Annotated in this window: 21 protein-coding genes and 2 tRNA genes; 14 read left to right on the top strand and 9 right to left on the bottom strand. The window is 53.8% G+C overall.

Annotation, left to right across the window (positions count from 1 at the left end; genetic code table 11):
• Window positions 1-3: 3 nt before the first annotated feature.
• From V9K92_RS06355 to V9K92_RS06375, 4 genes are all read right to left on the bottom strand, one after another.
• A complete protein-coding gene (locus tag V9K92_RS06355; protein WP_337353600.1) occupies window positions 4-1,266 on the bottom strand; it encodes a restriction endonuclease subunit S in 1,263 nt (420 codons plus the stop codon).
• Window positions 1,267-1,268: 2 nt separating this feature from the next.
• Window positions 1,269-2,852, bottom strand: coding sequence for a type I restriction-modification system subunit M (locus V9K92_RS06360; protein WP_337353601.1), 1,584 nt, complete (start codon window positions 2,850-2,852; stop codon window positions 1,269-1,271).
• A 211-nt stretch (window positions 2,853-3,063) separates the two neighbouring features.
• Window positions 3,064-4,788 carry a DUF6538 domain-containing protein gene (locus V9K92_RS06365; protein WP_443094444.1) on the bottom strand — a complete coding sequence of 575 codons (1,725 nt, stop codon included), beginning with the start codon at window positions 4,786-4,788 and terminating at the stop codon, window positions 3,064-3,066.
• Window positions 4,789-4,867: 79 nt separating this feature from the next.
• A tRNA-Thr gene (locus V9K92_RS06375) sits at window positions 4,868-4,942 on the bottom strand.
• A gap of 155 nt (window positions 4,943-5,097) precedes the next feature.
• On the opposite strand from V9K92_RS06375, the gene V9K92_RS06380 reads away from it, so the two are divergent.
• The 9 genes from V9K92_RS06380 to yacG all read left to right on the top strand — a co-directional run bounded on the left by V9K92_RS06380 (window position 5,098) and on the right by yacG (window position 10,891).
• Window positions 5,098-5,289: a hypothetical protein gene (locus tag V9K92_RS06380; RefSeq protein ID WP_115051296.1), complete on the top strand. Its 192-nt coding sequence runs from the start codon at window positions 5,098-5,100 to the stop codon at window positions 5,287-5,289.
• Window positions 5,290-5,502: 213 nt separating this feature from the next.
• A complete protein-coding gene (murA, locus tag V9K92_RS06385; RefSeq protein WP_115051295.1) occupies window positions 5,503-6,792 on the top strand; it encodes a UDP-N-acetylglucosamine 1-carboxyvinyltransferase in 1,290 nt (429 codons plus the stop codon).
• A 129-nt stretch (window positions 6,793-6,921) separates the two neighbouring features.
• Complete coding sequence (locus V9K92_RS06390; RefSeq protein ID WP_115051294.1) at window positions 6,922-7,359, top strand: DUF2948 family protein; 438 nt, start codon at window positions 6,922-6,924, stop codon at window positions 7,357-7,359.
• A gap of 25 nt (window positions 7,360-7,384) precedes the next feature.
• On the top strand, window positions 7,385-8,677 hold the full coding sequence (gene hisD, locus V9K92_RS06395; RefSeq protein ID WP_337353602.1) for a histidinol dehydrogenase: 1,293 nt from the start codon (window positions 7,385-7,387) through the stop codon (window positions 8,675-8,677).
• 7 nt (window positions 8,678-8,684) lie between these two features.
• Window positions 8,685-9,161, top strand: a complete 477-nt coding sequence (locus tag V9K92_RS06400; protein ID WP_115051292.1) for a UPF0262 family protein — start codon at window positions 8,685-8,687, stop codon at window positions 9,159-9,161.
• A 17-nt stretch (window positions 9,162-9,178) separates the two neighbouring features.
• A complete protein-coding gene (locus V9K92_RS06405) occupies window positions 9,179-9,646 on the top strand; it encodes an arsenate-mycothiol transferase ArsC (RefSeq protein WP_115051291.1) in 468 nt (155 codons plus the stop codon).
• A 127-nt stretch (window positions 9,647-9,773) separates the two neighbouring features.
• A complete protein-coding gene (gene infA, locus V9K92_RS06410; RefSeq protein ID WP_008122731.1) occupies window positions 9,774-9,992 on the top strand; it encodes a translation initiation factor IF-1 in 219 nt (72 codons plus the stop codon).
• A gap of 33 nt (window positions 9,993-10,025) precedes the next feature.
• Window positions 10,026-10,652, top strand: coding sequence for a Maf-like protein (locus tag V9K92_RS06415; protein ID WP_336440607.1), 627 nt, complete (start codon window positions 10,026-10,028; stop codon window positions 10,650-10,652).
• Between the two features lie 29 nt (window positions 10,653-10,681).
• The gene (gene yacG / locus V9K92_RS06420; protein ID WP_443094445.1) at window positions 10,682-10,891 is read left to right on the top strand and encodes a DNA gyrase inhibitor YacG; all 210 of its coding nucleotides are present in this window, start codon (window positions 10,682-10,684) and stop codon (window positions 10,889-10,891) included.
• Window positions 10,892-10,917: 26 nt separating this feature from the next.
• Here the strand turns inward: yacG and V9K92_RS06425 are convergent, their stop codons facing one another.
• The gene (locus V9K92_RS06425) at window positions 10,918-12,003 is read right to left on the bottom strand and encodes a Gfo/Idh/MocA family protein (protein ID WP_337353603.1); all 1,086 of its coding nucleotides are present in this window, start codon (window positions 12,001-12,003) and stop codon (window positions 10,918-10,920) included.
• 185 nt (window positions 12,004-12,188) lie between these two features.
• Here V9K92_RS06425 and V9K92_RS06430 point away from each other — a divergent pair.
• Window positions 12,189-12,264, top strand: a tRNA-Phe gene (locus V9K92_RS06430).
• A 510-nt stretch (window positions 12,265-12,774) separates the two neighbouring features.
• Complete coding sequence (locus V9K92_RS06435; RefSeq protein ID WP_337353604.1) at window positions 12,775-13,524, top strand: hypothetical protein; 750 nt, start codon at window positions 12,775-12,777, stop codon at window positions 13,522-13,524.
• A 61-nt stretch (window positions 13,525-13,585) separates the two neighbouring features.
• On the opposite strand, the gene chrA is transcribed toward V9K92_RS06435, so the two are convergent.
• The 4 genes from chrA to V9K92_RS06455 all read right to left on the bottom strand — a co-directional run bounded on the left by chrA (window position 13,586) and on the right by V9K92_RS06455 (window position 16,854).
• Window positions 13,586-14,800: a chromate efflux transporter gene (gene chrA / locus V9K92_RS06440; protein ID WP_337353930.1), complete on the bottom strand. Its 1,215-nt coding sequence runs from the start codon at window positions 14,798-14,800 to the stop codon at window positions 13,586-13,588.
• 52 nt (window positions 14,801-14,852) lie between these two features.
• The gene (locus tag V9K92_RS06445; protein ID WP_307282771.1) at window positions 14,853-15,152 is read right to left on the bottom strand and encodes a PadR family transcriptional regulator; all 300 of its coding nucleotides are present in this window, start codon (window positions 15,150-15,152) and stop codon (window positions 14,853-14,855) included.
• A gap of 77 nt (window positions 15,153-15,229) precedes the next feature.
• Window positions 15,230-16,492: an arsenite efflux MFS transporter ArsK gene (gene arsK, locus V9K92_RS06450; protein WP_337353605.1), complete on the bottom strand. Its 1,263-nt coding sequence runs from the start codon at window positions 16,490-16,492 to the stop codon at window positions 15,230-15,232.
• A gap of 32 nt (window positions 16,493-16,524) precedes the next feature.
• Window positions 16,525-16,854, bottom strand: a complete 330-nt coding sequence (locus tag V9K92_RS06455) for an ArsR/SmtB family transcription factor (RefSeq protein ID WP_307282780.1) — start codon at window positions 16,852-16,854, stop codon at window positions 16,525-16,527.
• 40 nt (window positions 16,855-16,894) lie between these two features.
• Between V9K92_RS06455 and V9K92_RS06460 the strand changes: the two genes are divergently transcribed.
• The 3 genes from V9K92_RS06460 (at window position 16,895) to arsN2 (ending at window position 18,335) form a co-directional block, all read left to right on the top strand.
• Window positions 16,895-17,425: a DUF6428 family protein gene (locus V9K92_RS06460; RefSeq protein ID WP_337353606.1), complete on the top strand. Its 531-nt coding sequence runs from the start codon at window positions 16,895-16,897 to the stop codon at window positions 17,423-17,425.
• Between the two features lie 69 nt (window positions 17,426-17,494).
• Window positions 17,495-17,851 carry a metalloregulator ArsR/SmtB family transcription factor gene (locus V9K92_RS06465; protein WP_115051284.1) on the top strand — a complete coding sequence of 119 codons (357 nt, stop codon included), beginning with the start codon at window positions 17,495-17,497 and terminating at the stop codon, window positions 17,849-17,851.
• Window positions 17,844-18,335 carry an arsenic resistance N-acetyltransferase ArsN2 gene (gene arsN2 / locus V9K92_RS06470; protein ID WP_337353607.1) on the top strand — a complete coding sequence of 164 codons (492 nt, stop codon included), beginning with the start codon at window positions 17,844-17,846 and terminating at the stop codon, window positions 18,333-18,335. The genes V9K92_RS06465 and arsN2 overlap by 8 nt, the downstream gene beginning before the upstream one ends.
• Window positions 18,336-18,342 lie beyond the last annotated feature (7 nt).

Raw genomic sequence — 18,342 nt, forward strand, 5'->3', positions numbered from 1 at the left:
AGGCTATTCCGCCGCCTCGGCAAATCTCTCTTGGGCGGCCGAGACGTCAATCTGGCCGGAGATCAGCTTGGGAAGCAGTAGGTCACGAGCGGTGCGAAGGCAGTTATTTTGATTGGCCAACACCCGGACCTGCTGAAGCATCGGGTCGGTAACGGATGCAAACTTACTCAGTAAGTCAGTTTGAGGGAAGGCAAATTCATAGCCCTTCAATGCTTCTGTTCGAACCCGCTGACGACCGTCAGCACCGCCCATGGACTTAATTGCTATTGCCCGAAAGGCTTCGGATCGCGCCAGCAGGTAGACAAACGATGACGAAACGCCTTTGCCGCGCATCACAGTGAACTCTGTGGAGCCGAAGGCAGTTTCCTCTACTTCTAGGAAGTTGACCAATCCCGTCTTCCCGTTCTCCAGGCAGGGTGTGATGCGAGCGAAGAGTGTATCCCCATTCTGGAACTTGGAGCCAGAGTTTCCCGAGCGTGTTTCCCAACCAGATATGACCGAAGAAACGGTATCTAGGGAGCCCATTGGTACGAAACGCTTGATCCCTTCCTTCGGGACTTTGGTGCGTGGATCAAAGTCGATCATCTCCTCAGCGCGAACAATTGACCACCCCTCAGGCACCATACCAAGTCTCGTCTCGACCAATTGCACGGCCTCACGACCCGGATAGCGGAAGCGGAGAAACCATTCATCGAACAACCTCCGCGCCATCTCCTCAAGGATAGCAATGCGTCGTAGGTTCACCTCGATCAGATCGTCGTACACACCTAAAATGTGTGCAATGCGTTGCTGGACAGGGAGCGAAGGAACTTCAATCTCGATGCTCTTCAAGAGCACTATGGTGAAGGCCGATTGGGACGAACCAATCGTGCATTTCTTGAGCTCTGCCTTACCGCGAGGTGAGCCGAGCCAGTAATACAAGAACTGGCTGTCGAGACCTCTGAAATGGCGAAACCAAGTCAGATTTCCGTCTTTGAAATAGAAGCGGTCTCCTGCTTTTACGAGGTAGACAGATCCCAGCGTTCCCACCGACGTGAGCAGCAAGTCGCCCTGTTTTGGTGCGCCGAATTTGCGTTCAATCTCTCGGAATTTCTCTTCCGTTATGAAAAGCTCGGTTGTGACATCAAGGTTGCCTTTGTACTTTTCAGTGATTTCCCGCCCGCGATAAAAAGGCACGCCATCGTGAACGTAATCTGCGGCGAAGATGCGTTTGCTAGAGGTGATCTCACAAAGCTCATCCATGCGTCTTACTGGCCACATAGCCATCGTCACACCCCTAGTATCTCAGCCACGTTCACAGCGACGATCTTGTCCAGCTCCCGTGCTTGGACGTTCAGGACTTCCAGTGTTTCGTGGAGCTCCTCCAGTTTCTCGCGGAAATCCTCGTCATTCGCTTCACCAGACGCCACTCCGACATGGCGTCCCGGATTGAGCGACCAGCCTTGGCTTTCGATCTCCGCGCGGGTGGAGCTGCGGCAAAGACCGGACACATCGCCATAGACGAGCCCCGGGAAACGCTCCTCCAGCCACGCTTTGGATTGGGTAAAGAATTCCGGAGGCTCGCCACGCCAGAGACGCACGATATTGGCCAGAGTTTCAACCTGCTCTTCGGTGAAGTCGCGATGGGCTCGGTCGATCTGGCGGAAGATGTGTCGGGCATCGAGGAACAGCACTTTGTCGGCCCTTGGTCCAGTCGCCTTGCCCTTGTCGAAGAACCATAGGGTGCAGGGTAACGTGACTGTCAGGAAGAAGTTCGGTCCGACTGAGACGATGACATCGACGCTGCCGCTCTCTATCAGCTTCTTGCGGATTTCCTGTTCCGTGCCCCGCGCGTCAGCTGCGGAATTGGCCATGACGAACCCGGCGCGGCCCGTTTCGTTGAGCCGCGACCAGAAGAACTGTATCCAGAGATAGTTGGCATTGTCTGCACTCGGGACACCATAGGGAAAGCGGTTGGTGACGTCCAGCAGCTTGCTCTTGTCGAGTTCTTTCACGTTGAAGGGAGGATTGGCCATGACGAAGTCGAAGCCGCCCGGCCCCTCGTAACGGCCCCTGTCGTTCTTCTTCGGCATCACCTCTTCGAAGACCGGGTCCCGATAGCTGTCGCCGTCGAGAATCCTGCCAGAGAGGCCATGCACCGCAAGGTTCATCTGGGCCAATCGCCAGGTCTCGCGTGTGCGCTCGACGCCATAGATCGACAGCTCCTTGTCGGGTTCTTTTTGGTGACGCTTCACGAAGTCTGCCGAATGTACAAACATGCCGCCTGAGCCACAGGCCGGGTCCAGAATTCGTCCATGATAAGGTTCGATAATTTCAACGATCAACCGCACGATGGTTGAGGGCGTGTAGAACTCGCCACCCTTCTGCATGGTCTCTTTAGCAAAATTGCCCATGAAATATTCATAGACATGACCGAAGGCATCACCGGCAATCTTGAGCGGGTTCAGAGCACGGAGCAATTCGACCAGGACGTCATCAGGGATAGTCTGATAGGTCTTCGGCAGGACGTCATTCAGTTCGGGATTCTTTGCCTCGATTTCTCGCATGGCGGTTGTCAACGCGCGGCCAAGGTTGGATCCTTCTGGCAACTTTAGCAAGAAAGAGAACCGGGCCTCCGGCGGCAGGAAGATTGCGCCTTCCGCCTTATAGGCCTCTGCTCCAGGTCGGACACGGGATCCCTCGCGTGGAGACAGCTTAGCCTCGACTTCCACGAATTTTTCCTCAGCATGACGAAGGAAGAGCAATCCCATCACCGGCCGGGCATAGTCGGCAGGGCGCACACCCGAATTGGCGCGGAGCTTCTCTGCAGTGGTCCACAGCTTGTCGGAAATCGTCTTGAGGTCGTCAGCCATCTACACCATTCGCATCCTATTTCGTGTAGTACAACCTGTAAGGAAGGTTCGCAGTACGTCAATATAAAAGCGGATTAATAATGCAGCGGATGTCGACGCAATCATAGATACATTTGACGCGCACGAGATTGCGCAAGCGATCAGATATGACCGAAGTCAAATTAAGCTAGCGCAGATGCTCGGGCTCAGCTTTCTGATCACAGGAACCTATCTAAGTCTTTCTCGTGCGAATGGATGGGCGCTGCTTCAAACGTTCATTACGCAGTCCCTCGGGAACAAGTTGCTCCAATGTTGGCCGGTAGTCGCCATCGGGAACGGCAAACCGCCCAATTTTATTAATTTCACGGTTGATGACCATAGGCGACCATTCTCCGTAGCCTTCGCGGGCGTCAACTCGTGACCTGCTGCCCATCATGTAGTCTCGGGCCTCCTTGTCCACATCGAAGTTGCGAGATCGGGTTGTCGCGAGATGCCTCCATGCGTGGCTTGGCTTGCCCCCCGGCGCAGACCCTCCCAATACTTCATGGGTTATCCAATTGCCTATACGCTCTGCGCTGTCTTTGGAGCGATGCTTTGGAAGTTTCGTAAGGTCTGTACCCTCCGGATACGCACGATAGAATGCTGGGCCATCGCCAATAGCTTTAAACATGTCAAGCAAACCGAGCTCAATCAGGTGTTTGTGTACGCCGACCGTCCAAGCTCGCTTGCTCTTTGTGCTACCATCCTCGGGTGTAATCAGAAAGAATGGTATGCCGTCTTCCTCGCGGACATTGCGACCCCGCAACTGTGTTACTTCACTAACCCGTAGTCCTGTATAAGCGCATATCCAAGGTACCCAGAAGATTGCGCGTTGGTAATGAGGGGCAAGTGCTTTGCCAGTTCCGTCAAAGGTTGCATTCAGTATCGTCTCGGCCTGTTCAAGGGTATAGTCTTTCGATCCAACAGGGACTTTATCATCGCGCTTGTCTTGTATTCCATGAGCGGCGTTTGTTGAAAGATTGAACTCTTCAACTCCATGCGTAAGAACTGCCTTCAGTGCTGTCAGGTGCTTGCCATTAATCGTCTTCTTAGAGAGGCCTCTGATGATCATTTCATCCCGCCACTTCCTGACATCTTCCTTCGTGATCGTGTCTGCTGAGATGCGTCCTGTGACGCTTACAAAATCATTCAGGGACCGTCGGTAATCCTCTTTGGTTTTCACTGCTTTGGACTGGGTGGCGAACTTGTGATCCAGCAGTTTAAAGAGGTCTAGATCTGATTTTGATTGCTTCCTTGGTTGTGCTGGCGGCTTTGGCGCGTCCCAATCGGGAAAACGATCGATATAACTGTCGGGTGAATAATCACCCTGAGCTTTGCCCAGATTAGTCAACGCTGCTTCAGTTAAGGCCCTTTCGGTGGCCGCGATCAGTCGCCGACGGCTCGCACCATCAACGATCAAATGTTGATGTCGAAGGGTGCTGTCAACAATATCGCCGAAGCGCTTTTCCAACCCGACTTCTCGCCGCTCTGCGTCCGGGCCGATGCGAATCACATTTGCACCCACGGAGGCAGCAGCGTTAGCCCTAATCACGTTTTGCCAACGTATTGGCTCACCGGGGTTTTTATCGAAGATGGCGACGAAGGCCTTATAGGCGTTGCCAGCAAGCGCTTGGATTTCCTTCTGAGATAGCGATCGAGGTCCCTGTCGTATCGCCTTCCAATGCGCTTGAAGAGCGACATCGGTTTCCCGATAGAGAGCTTTGGCCGTTGCAGGGTCTTTCGTCCCAAGGGAGACTTTGACGACTGAACCGATCTTAATTGTCTTGGGCTTGCCATCTATAGGGAGCGAAACCAAACTGCCAATTGCTTTGGCCGTTATATCATTTGGAACACGTTGCCGCAGATAGTAGACGCCGGTTGTGGGATGTTTGAATGGTGAAGGCATAGACAGACTCATGTGAACCACCTCTGTGTACCAGAAGAGCCGTCAATAGTCATGGGATTTCAATTAATTCCATCAAATCAACATGATGGGCTGGTGCTGCGAGAGAGGATTGAACTCTCGACCTCTCCATTACCAATGGAGTGCTCTACCACTGAGCTACCGCAGCCGATTTGCGAACGCGGCGGACTTCTGGCATATCATTGCTGAAATCGCAAGCAAGCAATCGTAATCTCTTGGGTAAAATATCCATAGAGAGCAAAAAACATAGGCTGGCTACCGGCAGATTGCTGTCGGCACTGGTCAAAATACCGGATAAAACCAATGTCCTTATTGCCCAAAAACCCGAGCCGCGAACAAGAGGAGCGGGAAAAACGCCGCTCGGAACAACTGCGCGCAAATCTTGCGCGGCGCAAACAGCAGACGAGATCGCGCCGCTCAGGCGCTGAAGATGGGCGCGATGAAGGTTTGAAAGCCGCGGCGTCGCAAAATGAGTCAGCCGATAGCGAAAAATAGAGCATTATTTTTCTGCCTCTCCTTCTTTGACGCAGAAACGACGCACTCACAATCAAGATCGAAAGATCTGTGTAAAGCCGATTCGAAGATCAGCGTTATGCACAGGAATGACAAGCCTTTCTTGAACCAGCACACGTGATGGTTTAAATGAACCCGCTCTGCAAAGGGCCTTTAACGACAGGACGGGTATTTCCCCCGCGAAAGTGACAAATTATGGATCGCATCAAGATTGTTGGCGGTAACAAGCTCAACGGCATCATTCCTATTTCGGGCGCCAAGAATGCGGCCCTGCCGTTGATGATTGCTTCTCTTTTGACCGATGACACGCTGACGCTGGAAAACGTGCCGCATCTGGCGGATGTCGAGCAGCTTATCCGCATCCTTGGCAATCACGGGGTTGATTATTCCGTCAATGGACGCCGCGAGCGTCAGGACGGCGCTTATTCACGCACGATCCATTTTACTGCACGCAATATCGTCGATACCGTAGCACCCTATGAGCTTGTCTCCAAGATGCGGGCAAGTTTCTGGGTTATCGGGCCGCTTCTCGCCCGTATGGGCGTTGCAACCGTTTCTTTGCCGGGCGGTTGCGCAATCGGTACCAGGCCGGTTGATCTGTTCATTGATGGCCTGCGCGCTCTCGGTGCCGATATCGAGATTGAAAACGGCTATGTCAAAGCCAGCGCGAAGGGCGGTCTTGTCGGCGCGCGCTACGTGTTCCCGAAAGTATCGGTCGGTGCAACCCATGTTTTGATGATGGCAGCAACGCTCGCCAAAGGCGAAACAATCATTGAGAATGCCGCACAGGAGCCCGAAGTCGTCAATCTGGCTGACTGCCTGAATGCCATGGGTGCAAAGGTCAGCGGCGCTGGCACGGCGACGATCACAATCGAGGGCGTAACAAGTCTTTCCGGCGCGCGCGTCCGCGTCATTCCTGATCGTATCGAGACAGGAACCTATGCCATGGCTGTCGCCATGACGGGTGGCGATGTCATCCTGGAAGGCGCCGATGCCAATCTTTTGACTGCTGCCCTCGCAACGCTCGGCCAGGTCGGCGTTGAAATTTCAGAAACCAATTCCGGCTTGCGCGTTGTGCGTAATGGCCACGGCATCATGCCCGTCGATGTGACGACGCAGCCATTCCCGGGCTTCCCGACCGACTTGCAGGCGCAGTTCATGGGCCTGATGACCAAGGCCAAGGGCACGTCCCATATTACCGAGACCATCTTTGAAAACCGCTTCATGCATGTGCAGGAATTGGCTCGGCTCGGTGCCAAAATTTCGCTGTCAGGTCAGACCGCGAAGATCGAGGGTGTTGAGCGCCTACGCGGTGCGCCGGTCATGGCGACAGATCTGCGTGCATCTGTTTCGCTGGTTATTGCCGGTCTTGCGGCCGAAGGGGAGACGACGGTCAATCGCGTCTATCATCTCGACCGCGGTTTTGAGCGTCTCGAAGAAAAGCTGACACGTTGCGGTGCGGTGGTTGAGCGCATCAGCGACTGATCATCCGGAATTTCCACGTCGATTATGCATCTTGCATAATTCCCTTTGCCTTCGCTTTCCTCTAACAGGGAAGAGAGCAGGCTTCCCCACCGGAAGCCCTGATCCCGCAAATTAAGGCAAAGGGTAGACATGGACACTCTCAAACTCATCGCGCTTGATGAGGAAGATCTGCAAATCCTATCTGCGCATCTGCAGGATTCCGTGCTTAAAGTCAGCGATATCGACTATCTGGCAGCGGAAAAGAAGCTGGTACTTGGCGTCAATCGCTTCGTCTGGGAACTGGCCGATGATGGCAAGCGCCATCGCAGTTTCGAGCGTCGGCGCACAGCACTCCATTTTGGTCAGGTCTTGAGTCTCAAAGCCACGGGCATCGACCGCCATTATCCGGATGACGTTCTTTCCGTATTGGCAATTCGTTTCATCGTTACCGAGGCTCCATCCGGGTTTATCGAGCTGGTTTTTGCCGCCAATAAAGCCTTGCGTCTCGAAGTTGAAGCTATTGAAGCCCAAATGGCGGATTTGGGCCCGGCCTGGGAAACACAATCGCGTCCAGAGCATGAAGTCTAGCTTCTGACCCTAAGGAATATGTATCGTGGCAATTGTGCTGAAACAGTCTGACTCTGACTTTAACGAGAGTTTTTCCGCATTTCTTTCGACTAAGCGCGAGGTTTCCGAAGATGTTGACCGCGTGGTCGAGACGATTATCAAGAATGTTCGCACCAATGGTGATGCAGCGCTGATCGACTACTCGAAGCAATTCGACCGTATAGATTTGGCGCAACATGGTATCGCCATTTCTGCGGACGAGGTTGATGCGGCCATGGAATCGGCACCGCAAGCAACGGTGGAGGCACTCAAGCTTGCGCGTGATCGCATCCATTCCCACCACGCAAGGCAAATGCCCAAGGATGACCGTTATACGGATGCATTGGGCGTTGAACTTGGCTCGCGCTGGACCGCAATTGATTCAGTCGGGCTCTATGTTCCAGGCGGTACTGCGAGCTATCCAAGTTCTGTCTTGATGAATGCTGTTCCGGCACAAGTGGCGGGTGTTGAGCGCATTGTCATGGTGGTTCCCTCACCAGACGGCAAGCTCAACCCGCTGGTTCTGGTTGCAGCGCGTCTTGCTGGCGTCTCCGAGATTTACCGTGTGGGCGGCGCGCAGGCGGTTGCGGCACTTGCCTACGGCACGGAAACCATTGCGCCGGTCGCCAAGATTGTCGGCCCCGGAAACGCCTATGTGGCTGCTGCCAAACGCCGAGTTTTCGGCACTGTCGGTATCGACATGATTGCCGGCCCATCCGAAGTTCTCATTTTAGCCGATGCTGATAACAATCCGGATTGGATCGCTGCTGACTTGCTGGCTCAGGCCGAGCATGACAGCGCCGCGCAATCAATTCTCATAACGGATGATGAGACTTTCGGTGAGGCGGTCATGGCCGCTGTCGAGCATCAACTCAAGACATTGCCGCGCGGCCAGACCGCGAGCGAGAGCTGGCGGGATTATGGCGCGGTCATTTTGGTCAATGATTTGCCGTCAGCCTTGCCTCTGGTCAACCGCATCGCGCCGGAGCATCTGGAGATTGCAGCCGCCGATACAGAAGAGCTTTTGGCCGGCGTCCGCAATGCAGGCGCGATCTTTCTTGGCCGTTATACCCCGGAAGTCATCGGTGACTATGTTGGTGGTTCCAACCATGTTTTGCCCACAGCCCGTTCAGCCCGTTTTTCTTCGGGGCTTTCCGTGCTTGACTATGTCAAGCGAACCTCCATTCTGAGGCTTGGCGTTGAGCAACTGCGTGCCTTGGGACCGGCAGCGATTGAACTGGCGCGTGCGGAGGGGCTTGATGCGCATGGCAATTCGGTTGCAATCCGGTTGAACCTTTAGGAATCTGATGACGGCAAGTGATGCGAGATTGATCGATGTGGAACTGGACGACACGATCGGCCGTTCAACACCCGACGTCGAGCATGAACGAGCGGTCGCAATTTTTGACCTTATCGAAGAGAATAGTTTCCGTCCTGTCAGCGATGAGGGGACAGGGCCCTACAAGCTGAAGATTTCTTTGGTCGAATCACGTCTAATTTTTGCGATTTCACGGGAAAGCGGCGACGATGTTGTCACGCACATCCTTTCGCTCACGCCTTTACGCAAGGTCATCAAGGACTACTTCCTTATCTGCGAAAGCTATTATGATGCCATTCGCGCATCCAGCCCGAGCAAGATCGAAGCCATCGATATGGGTCGGCGAGGGCTGCACAACGAGGGATCGCAGGCTCTGATGGATCGACTTGGCGGCAAGATAGATGTCGATTTCGACACTGCCCGCCGGCTTTTTACACTGGTATGTGTGCTCCATTGGCGGGGATAGGCGCACCCGTGCCGGGAATGCCCGACCATCTGCCGGATGATGCGGCAGGTGGCAAACCGAGGATTCCGGGCGCCGTTCTTTTCATATGCGGCATGAATGCCATTCGCTCTCCCATGGCCGAGGCACTGGCTCGAAAAATACTGCCGTCAAAGGTCTATGTGGCATCAGCGGGCGTTGAAAAGGGCGATCCCGATCCCTTTGTGGATGCCGTGCTCGAAGAAATCGGATTGAAGCGGCTGTCCGTAGCGCCGCGCACCTTCAAGGAGCTTGAAGACGATTATTTCGATCTGATTATTACATTATCACCCAAGGCGCACCATATGGCTCTGGAGCTGACCCGGACGACGTCGGTGCATGTGGAATATTGGCCCACGCCTGACCCGACATTGGTGCGCGGTCGCAGGGATCAGATTCTGGACGCTTATCGTGATGTTCGGGATCATCTGAAACAACATATTGAGGATCGTTTCGGTCCATTGACTTGATACTCTTGTGCGTCCGTACAATTGGATCGAACTCCCTTGTTCACAAATGCTACGCAATACTATAGGTTCCGCGCAAAATTGCGGTCGAACACGGCCGCAAATTCAATTTCTGGAGATAGAACTACGCATGGCGAAAGAAGAAGTACTGGAGTTTCCTGGCCTCGTGACGGAGCTGTTGCCCAACGCGATGTTCCGGGTAAAGCTCGAAAACGATCATGAAATCATTGCTCACACGGCTGGGCGCATGCGCAAGAACCGTATTCGCGTTCTGGCAGGCGACAAGGTTCTGGTTGAAATGACCCCCTATGACCTGACCAAGGGTCGCATCACCTACCGTTTCAAGTAAACGTCCTTCAGCCTGTCCGCAGGAATTCTCTTTATGAGCGATCAGCACAAATTCGTTCTTGCCTCCGGTTCGCCGCGCCGCCTGTCGCTGCTTGGTCAGATCGGTATTGAGCCGGATAGTCTGCTGCCCGCCGACGTGGACGAGACGCCGCTACGGGCGGAGCATCCGCGTTCGTTGGCGCGTCGGCTTTCCCGCCTGAAGGCGGAAAAAGTTGCCGCAGAACTGAAGGGAAGTGCCGAGCTTGGCAAGGCCTATATCCTTAGCGCTGACACGGTTGTCGCTGTCGGGCGGCGCATTTTGCCGAAGGCGGAAATACTTGATGATGCGACCGCATGCCTACGTCTGCTGTCCGGTCGCTCCCACCGTGTCTATACGGGCCTTTGCCTGATAACGCCGGCAGGAAAATTGCGTCAGGACCTCATTGAAACCCGCGTTCGCTTCAAAAGGCTTTCGCGGGAGGAGCTGGAAAGCTATCTTGCGTCAGGCGAATGGCGCGGCAAGGCAGGCGGCTATGCAATTCAGGGTTTGGCGGGCAGCTTCGTTATCAAGCTGGTCGGCTCATACACCAATGTTGTTGGCTTGCCGCTTTATGAAACCTTGAACCTTTTGCAGGGTGAAGGGTTTCCCGTTTATGCCAATTGGCAGGCCTCAGGCCACTAGCAACTATATGTTTCCAATGGACTGCAATAGTGACTGACAACAAAAACAGTATGGCGAATGTTACGCCCCTGCGACCGACACGTCCTTGCCCCGAATGCAAGCGGCCATCCCAACGTGAACACTATCCATTCTGCTCGTCACGTTGCCGCAATGTAGACCTTAATCGTTGGCTGACGGGCGCCTATATATTGCCCGCCGTCGAAAGCTCGGAAGACAGCGACGGCGAAGAAGACATGTAGCTGTTGGCCCGGAGGGCTGACGAGCTCTAAAGTCTTATCACCCGCTGCGTTGCAGGCTGCGACAATACAATATTGATAGCCCGCAATGAGCTTATGCTATCTGCTATCGGCATGATAGCAGAGCCGGTTTTGCCCTGCCTCATAGCATCCATCAATGCAATTGCTTCAAACTGGCGGCCATTGCCGTCAAAATCGTATTCCTCAACAGTCCGGCCCGGCACAGGAAGGCGATCCAGTATTTTTCCGATAGTTCCGCCTGGGCCTGATAGAGGGCTGAACAGCGCTTGCCGGGAAAACCCCTGGTAGATCGTCAATTCCCTTGCCTCGGTGAACGGAGCATTCAGCCGAATCGTGCCGGTTGTGCCCTCGATGATAAAATGATTCTTGCCATTTCGGTCGAAGCCACAGGAAAGTTCTGCTTTCACATGATCATAATGCAGCACGATTTCAGAACTTATGTCGATGCCGTTTGGGGCCGCATGCCACAGCCCCGAAACCTTTTGTGGTTGACCAAGGAAAAACATTGCCAAGGAAACACACGAGATCCCGAGATCCCGACTGGCACCGCCGCCCAATGATCTGCTGAAATAGCGCGTCTTGGGATCATATGGATGTTCATAGGCCAATTCGGCGGTAATTTTGCGGATTGCTCCGATTTCTCCGGCATCCACTTTGGCTTTTGCGGCCGCGATTGCTGGCAGGAATCTTGTCCCCATCGCTTCCATGGCGAATACATCGGCGCGGGTGGCTTCCCGTTCGATGACGGAGGCTTCCGTGTGGGAAGGCGCGAGCGGCTTTTCCGTCAGAATCGCTTTGCCTGAGCGGATGGATTTGAGAGCCTGCGCCACGTGGACCGAATTTGGCGTTGCAATGTAAACCGCATCAATCTCGGGATCGGCTACAAATGCATCAATGTCGGAATAGGCACGCTTGCTGCCAAAGTTTTCTTGAAACCGTTTTGCATTGGCTGTTGTCCGCGAAAAATTACCCACAAGCGACGCGCCGGGCACCAACGCCAGATCAGCGGCAAATTGTCCAGCAGTCTGACCGCTGCCAAGAATGCCCCAGCCAAAAGGCGTCGCTTTGGCGGTTTTATCCCCCGTATCAATCATATAAAACGAATCCTGTCTGTAACCCCATCAAGAACGCATCGATCTATGCCCTTTGCAAGAGGCAGAAAAACGGCGAAAAAATCCTTAGTTGATGCTGGACAGCAGGATTTTTAGTGTTATAACCCACCCGCTTCCAACGAAAACCAACGCGTCGGAATGGCCTGCCAACTTTGGCAGCCAAAAGTGCCCAGATAGCTCAGTTGGTAGAGCAGCGGATTGAAAATCCGCGTGTCCGTGGTTCGAATCCGCGTCTGGGCACCACTTCTCATTTTACCCATTGTTGTTGATGATTATTTTCGCCCAAGTGGCCTTAAAACGCACACCACTGGGAAAAGCTGGACACTTTTATTCCCTTTTTAGTTCGTTTGCGGCAGCTCGATCACGTGCCACTCAAAGTCCGTCAGATCATTGCGACTCCAGTGACCCACAATCGAACCAATGGCGTGCGAATTGTGGTGAAGCTCTCCTGGACAGATGATTGCAAATATTTTTAAGCGCAAGTTAAAAAATAGTATAGAATGGGCATAAAAGAATGGAGGGCCATTTCAACTTTGATAAAATTGTAACTAATGCTTGAGTAGTGTGTTGTTTGTTTTCGCATCCCGTTGGATGAGTTAGAGTTTTGTTTGAATTTTTAATAGTATTATGAATAGTAATTAGCTTAGTATTAGATTTACTTGTAATTTTGAAATAAATAATGAATACTATTCTCCAACCCAAGCTGCCATTGTATTTCACATTGGTTTGAAAATTGGGATAAGGGAGGACATAATGACTAGAATTATAACCAATGTTACCAAGTTACTCTCATATTCTGTCATCATAACAGCACTTACTGTTCCAGCATTTGCAGGCGGTATCTCCGTCGGTGGCTCGCGCAATGGCGGCCTCGGTGCGAGCGTCGGTGCAGATCTCGGCGGCATCAAGGCTGGAGTGGACGCTTCAATCGGCGGATCCAGAGGAACGACGGTCGGCGCTGGAGCAAATGTCGGCGGCACGAGCGGTATTTCGACCGGAGTGGGAGCTTCTGTCAATAACGGGATCAATGCAGGTGCAGGCTTAAACGTTGGTGGGGCAAGCGGCGTAAATGCAGGCGCGGGTGCTTCGATCGGCGGATCCGGAGGAACGGCGGTCGGCGCGGGAGCGAATGTTGGCGGCACCAGTGGTGTTACGGCCGGAGTGGGCGCCAGTGTCACTGGCGGGGTTCGTGCAGGGGCGGGCTTAAGCGTTGGTGGGGCAGGTGGCATAAATGCCGGCGTCGGCGTCGGCATTGGTAACACCATCACTAATCCTGGCAGTGGCATAAATCCCGGCACCAGGACCACTGCTGGAGTGACTCCCAGGGGAACTTCTGTCAGTCCCGGTACGCGCCTGAATGCCCGTGTGGTATCCGCCCGGTTCGCCAGCTTGAGTGCAACCGAGCGCACGAAGTTGAAGGTGCGTTGCCGCGATATTTCCGCTAATGCAATGAACTATGACGGCGGGCTTGTCGCTCTTTGCAAGATGCTGCGCGGTATCTGATCCGTCAAATTAATGTTAGGTGGCCCCAAATGGGGGCCACTTTTCTTGTAACGACTGAAGTCTACGCAGCGCCCATGATCGCGCCAGCAATGGCAAGAGCGACTACGACAATCCAAGGCGGGATCTTCCATATCGTCAGAAACAGGAATCCGGCTGTCACCAGCAGGAAGTCCGATGGCTTGAAAACTGCGCTCGTCCAAACAGGATTATAGAATGCAGCTGCAAGAATCCCCACCACAGCGGCATTGGCGCCTCTCATGGCTGCTTGCGCTAAGGGGACGCGTCTGAGGTCGTCCCAGAACGGCAAGGTTCCATAGGCAAGAAGCAATCCCGGCAGAGATAATGCAATCACTGCAATAAGCGCGCCGAGCAGCCCGTTGGGCGGTGAACTCACAATTGCGCCAAGATAGGCACCAAACGTAAAAAGCGGCCCGGGAACCGCCTGTGCTGCCCCATAACCTGCAAGGAACGCCTCGTGGCTCACCCAGCCGGGAGCCACGACCGCTGTTTCGAGCAGTGGCAAAACCACATGGCCGCCACCAAAGACGATCGCGCCAGAACGGTAGAACGCGTCAAACAGCGAGATCGCTTGGCTGTGCAAGCTATCTGGCAATATCACAGGAAGAGCAAACAAAGCCGCAAACAGAATGAGGGCCAGGATGGCGCTGCGCCTGGTAACGGAAAAGCCGAGACGATGTGTGTCTTGAGTATCGGTATTGCGGCAAAAGAACAGACCGGCCAATGCGCCACCTGCAATCGCGCCTATCTGTCCGAGTGTGCTGCTAAGGAAAACTGCTGCAGCTATTGCGGCCAGCGCAATGGCGATTCTGGTTTTATCAGGTGTCAGCGTACGAGCCATGCCCCAGATTGCCTGTGCTACAACGGCGACGGCGACAAGTTTCAATCCATGGATAATGCCCTGACCGATTGGCCCCGCAAAATTTGCTGCTCCATAAGCAAATGCGATCAACAAAATCGCGGAAGGGAGCGTAAAAGCCGTCCAGGCTGCGATTCCTCCCAATACCCCGCCACCCCGGAATGTTCCGATAGCGAAGCCAACCTGACTGGAAGCAGGGCCGGGCAGAAACTGACATAGGGCCACCACGTCGGCAAAGGCTTCATCGGTCAACCATTTGCGGCGATTTACAAATTCCTCTCGAAAATAGCCAAGATGGGCAATGGGCCCGCCAAAGGAGGTAAGGCCGAGTTTCAGGAACACAATGAATACTTCGACAATCCGGTTCATGGCGGAAGCGATGGGGGTGGGTTCGACCATGGTCACTCAGCAGTTCCTTATTGCGGATGGAAGGGCGCTCTTTTCCAGAGCTCTAAGAAATCATTTCTCCAAAGAGTTCCTTTACTTTGAGACGGGCGATTTCCAATGCCTCGCGTCCCAAAGGGGTGGCACGGTAAAATTTACGGGCCGTACGTCCGTCGCGCCGATTTTCTGACACAAGATAGCCCTTCTTTTCCATGGCCTTGAGCATTGGATAAAGCGTGCCCGCACTCAGCCTATACCCATGATGGGCAAGCTCATCGATCATCCATTGACCGTAAAGTTCCCCTTCGACTGCGTGATGCAAGACGTGGAGCCGGATGAGGCCGCTGAGTAAATCCTGATGTTCCATGTTTGCCCGGCTATAGTTATTCGGCTCACAATAGCGATTTTCGATATCGTCAATCTATAGGGAGAAGAAGCCGGTCGTCAATCGGGAATACTGGTCAACTCAGCCAAGTCAGATAGAGGTTTGCGGGCTGATTTCTTGGCAAAAACGCCATGGCCCTGCCTGCCGAGAGCGGCGAACGATATGACGGCCGTTAATCCAAGTACCGCAAAGGCTATCAAGCCGGCTCGAACACCAAAATGTTGCATGATAAATGCGAATGTGAAAGGCGCCGCGGCAGTCGCAACCAAGCGAATTGCGGTGGCCTTTCCGACGCGTTGTCCGTAACCGTAGCTGCCGAAGAGAGCGAGCGGCAGCGTTCCCTGTACGATGCTGGCAAGCCCAGCTCCCAAACCAAAAATGATAGCAAATGCAAGGGACCCGGGAACCCATGAGCCGCTCAACAGCAGGATGAAAACGGACACAGGCACGAGCAGTGCTGAGATCAGCGCCAGACCCAATGGTGGGATATGATTGCCGCTGAACATGCTGAATAGTCGACTGGCAACTTGAGCGGGGCCAAACAATGTTCCGATCAGGACGCTTGTGCTTCCAATTCCCAATGAGGTCAACATCGGCAACATGTGGATAAGAATTGCTGCGTCAACGAAGCTTACAAGGGCGAGTCCCATGGACATCAGGATAAAGCCTGATCGTCTCTGGTCTTGAGCAAGGCTGCCCTCGACGGAGGGCGTTGCCGGTGCCTCACCAGACATATCTGCCCTCGATCTGGCGGGTAGGCAGGACAGCCAGACATGTATTGGAAGGCAGAAAGTTATATGGAGCGCGGCAAAGACGATATAGACCTCTCGCCACGACAAAGACGCGTGGAGCGCTGAGGTCAAGGGCCAGAATATTGTCGAAGCGAAGCCTGCGATAAGCGTGAGATAAGTGATCGCCCGTGGTGCGGTGACAGGGTTGATCTGTACCAATACAGCAAAGGCGGCATTGTAGAGAACGAAGGTGGAGGCAAGCTCTATCGTTATCAATCCAGCAGTAAAGGTCATGGGGCTTGGGGCAATCGCGCAGGCGATCAATGCCGTCACTGCGCCAATGGTGCCCCAGCTCATGACTTTGCCTGCTCCGTGGCGATCTATCCAGCCGCCCGCCACTGGAGCGGCCAATCCACCTGCAAGAAGCGAAATTGAGAAAACGCCAAAAACCCATTCCGGTGGCCAGCCAAAATCTTCCGCCATAGCTTGGGCAAGTACACTGAAACTATAATACAGCGTGCCATAGCCGATAATTTGCGTTAGGCCGAGAACGGCAACGACGAGGTAGTCCCGATGGGAGGAAGCGGACATTCTGGACCTCTTGGATCAAACGGGTACGCGGCTCAGTCGGTGCAGGTATCAGCGCAATTTTTCTCGACTGGGTCGCACCGTCCTTGACAGCAATCTTTCATCAGGAATTCAATTAACCCGGAGAGCGCGGGATAGACGGCGCTGTAAATGATGGAACGCGCCTCGCGCCGTGACTGGATCAGGCCAGAGCGCTCCAGATGGCTCAAGTGAAACGAGATCTTGGACGATGATGCTCCCATAGCGTCGCCTACCGCTCCGGCAGGCATTCCCTCCGGGCCAGCCTTGACCAGCAGGCGCACAATCCTCAACCGGGTTTCTTGTGAGAGCGACGCAAATGCGTCAAGGGCTTGCAATTCATTCATAATTACCTCAATATCTCAAAAGATGTTGAAATGAGGTTATATGATCATGAACTCCGTTACCAGCCCTATACTCATAGATTTTCATGGCGATGCTTCACTTCATGCATTGCTGTCAGCGCTCGAACCCTATCACGAACGCCCCCTTGTTATTGAATATGCAGGGAGGACCATCCAGCCCGGATATCATGTTACAGAGGTGAAGGCAGGTTCGTTTGTAACGCTGGACTGCGGTGGCAATCCCGATAGCTGGCATGAATCGGTCCTGCAGGTAGAAGACTTGCCGTCGGAACAGGGTAGAGACTTTATGACTGTGGAAAAATTCAGCAGCATCCTCAGCCTGGTAGGAAAGAAGGTCGAGCTTCGTGCCGATGCTCGCCTGACGTTCGAAGTAGGGCTGCCAGATATGCCCATGCAAATATTCGACGCGAGCACGTTGATCCTTGAGGCTGAACGGCTTGTGTTGAACCTGGTTGCTCGTCCGGCGATCTGCAAGCCGAGACATCGTGCGGCGCAAGTTGCTGCCACCAGCTGTTGTGGCTCGAGCAGTGCATCGTCCACATGCTGCAACTAGAGCAAGTTTGCTCTCGTTGATCAGCAAAATCAATTGACTGCAAGCAATTATATCCGTATATCTCGATATATGGAAAAAGAAAGCACAATCGATGCCTTCGCCGCCTTGGCCCAGACCACGCGGATGGATGCGTTCAAGCTTATCGTTATGCATGAGCCTGACGGCATTCCTGCGGGTGAAATTTCACGGATACTCAATGTGCCGCAAAACACCATGTCCACTCATCTTGGCATTCTTTCCCGGGCCGGCTTGATTTCCTCCGAACGGCAAAGTCGATCCATCATCTATCGTGCGGACTTCGAAAGCCTGCGCGGAGCGATCAATTATCTTCTGAAAGATTGCTGTGCCGGACATCCGGACATTTGCGCGCCACTGCTTGCGGATATCGTTCCCTGTTGCCCGCCCAAGGAGACCTTCAATGGCTGACCGTATCTCCAATGTCTCGATCCAGTGCACTGGAAACTCCGCCCGCTCCGTCATTGCCGAATCGATTCTGTCGTCCGATGAGGAATTGGCAAAAGCGCTGCAGGAAGCCTCGCTGCCGATTGACGATCTGTTGCAGTCCGGAGGCACATTTTTTCGCTTCACGGATGATAAGGGTGAGCCTGCCGGGTTTGGTGGAATCGAATTGCATGGCAAGAGTGCTCTGTTACGTTCAATAACAGTCCCGCAAGGCATGCAGAAGTCCGGTTACGGCACTGCCATTACGCGCTCGCTTTTGCGCTACGCCGAGGTGGCGGGTGCAGAATCTGGATATTTGCTGACAATGGGAGCCGCGCCATTTTTCAACAAGCTCGGTTTCAAGACCATCGCCAAAAGCGAAGCGCCCCCCGAGATTCTGGCGACACCGCAAGCCTCTGGTCTTTGCCCTTCAACCGCTACCTTGATGGTGCGCTCGGTCTCTCTTTAAGGAAAAG

This window comes from Phyllobacterium sp. CCNWLW109, from assembly GCF_037203905.1.
In the GTDB taxonomy this organism is placed as follows: Bacteria; Pseudomonadota; Alphaproteobacteria; order Rhizobiales; family Rhizobiaceae; genus Phyllobacterium; species Phyllobacterium ifriqiyense.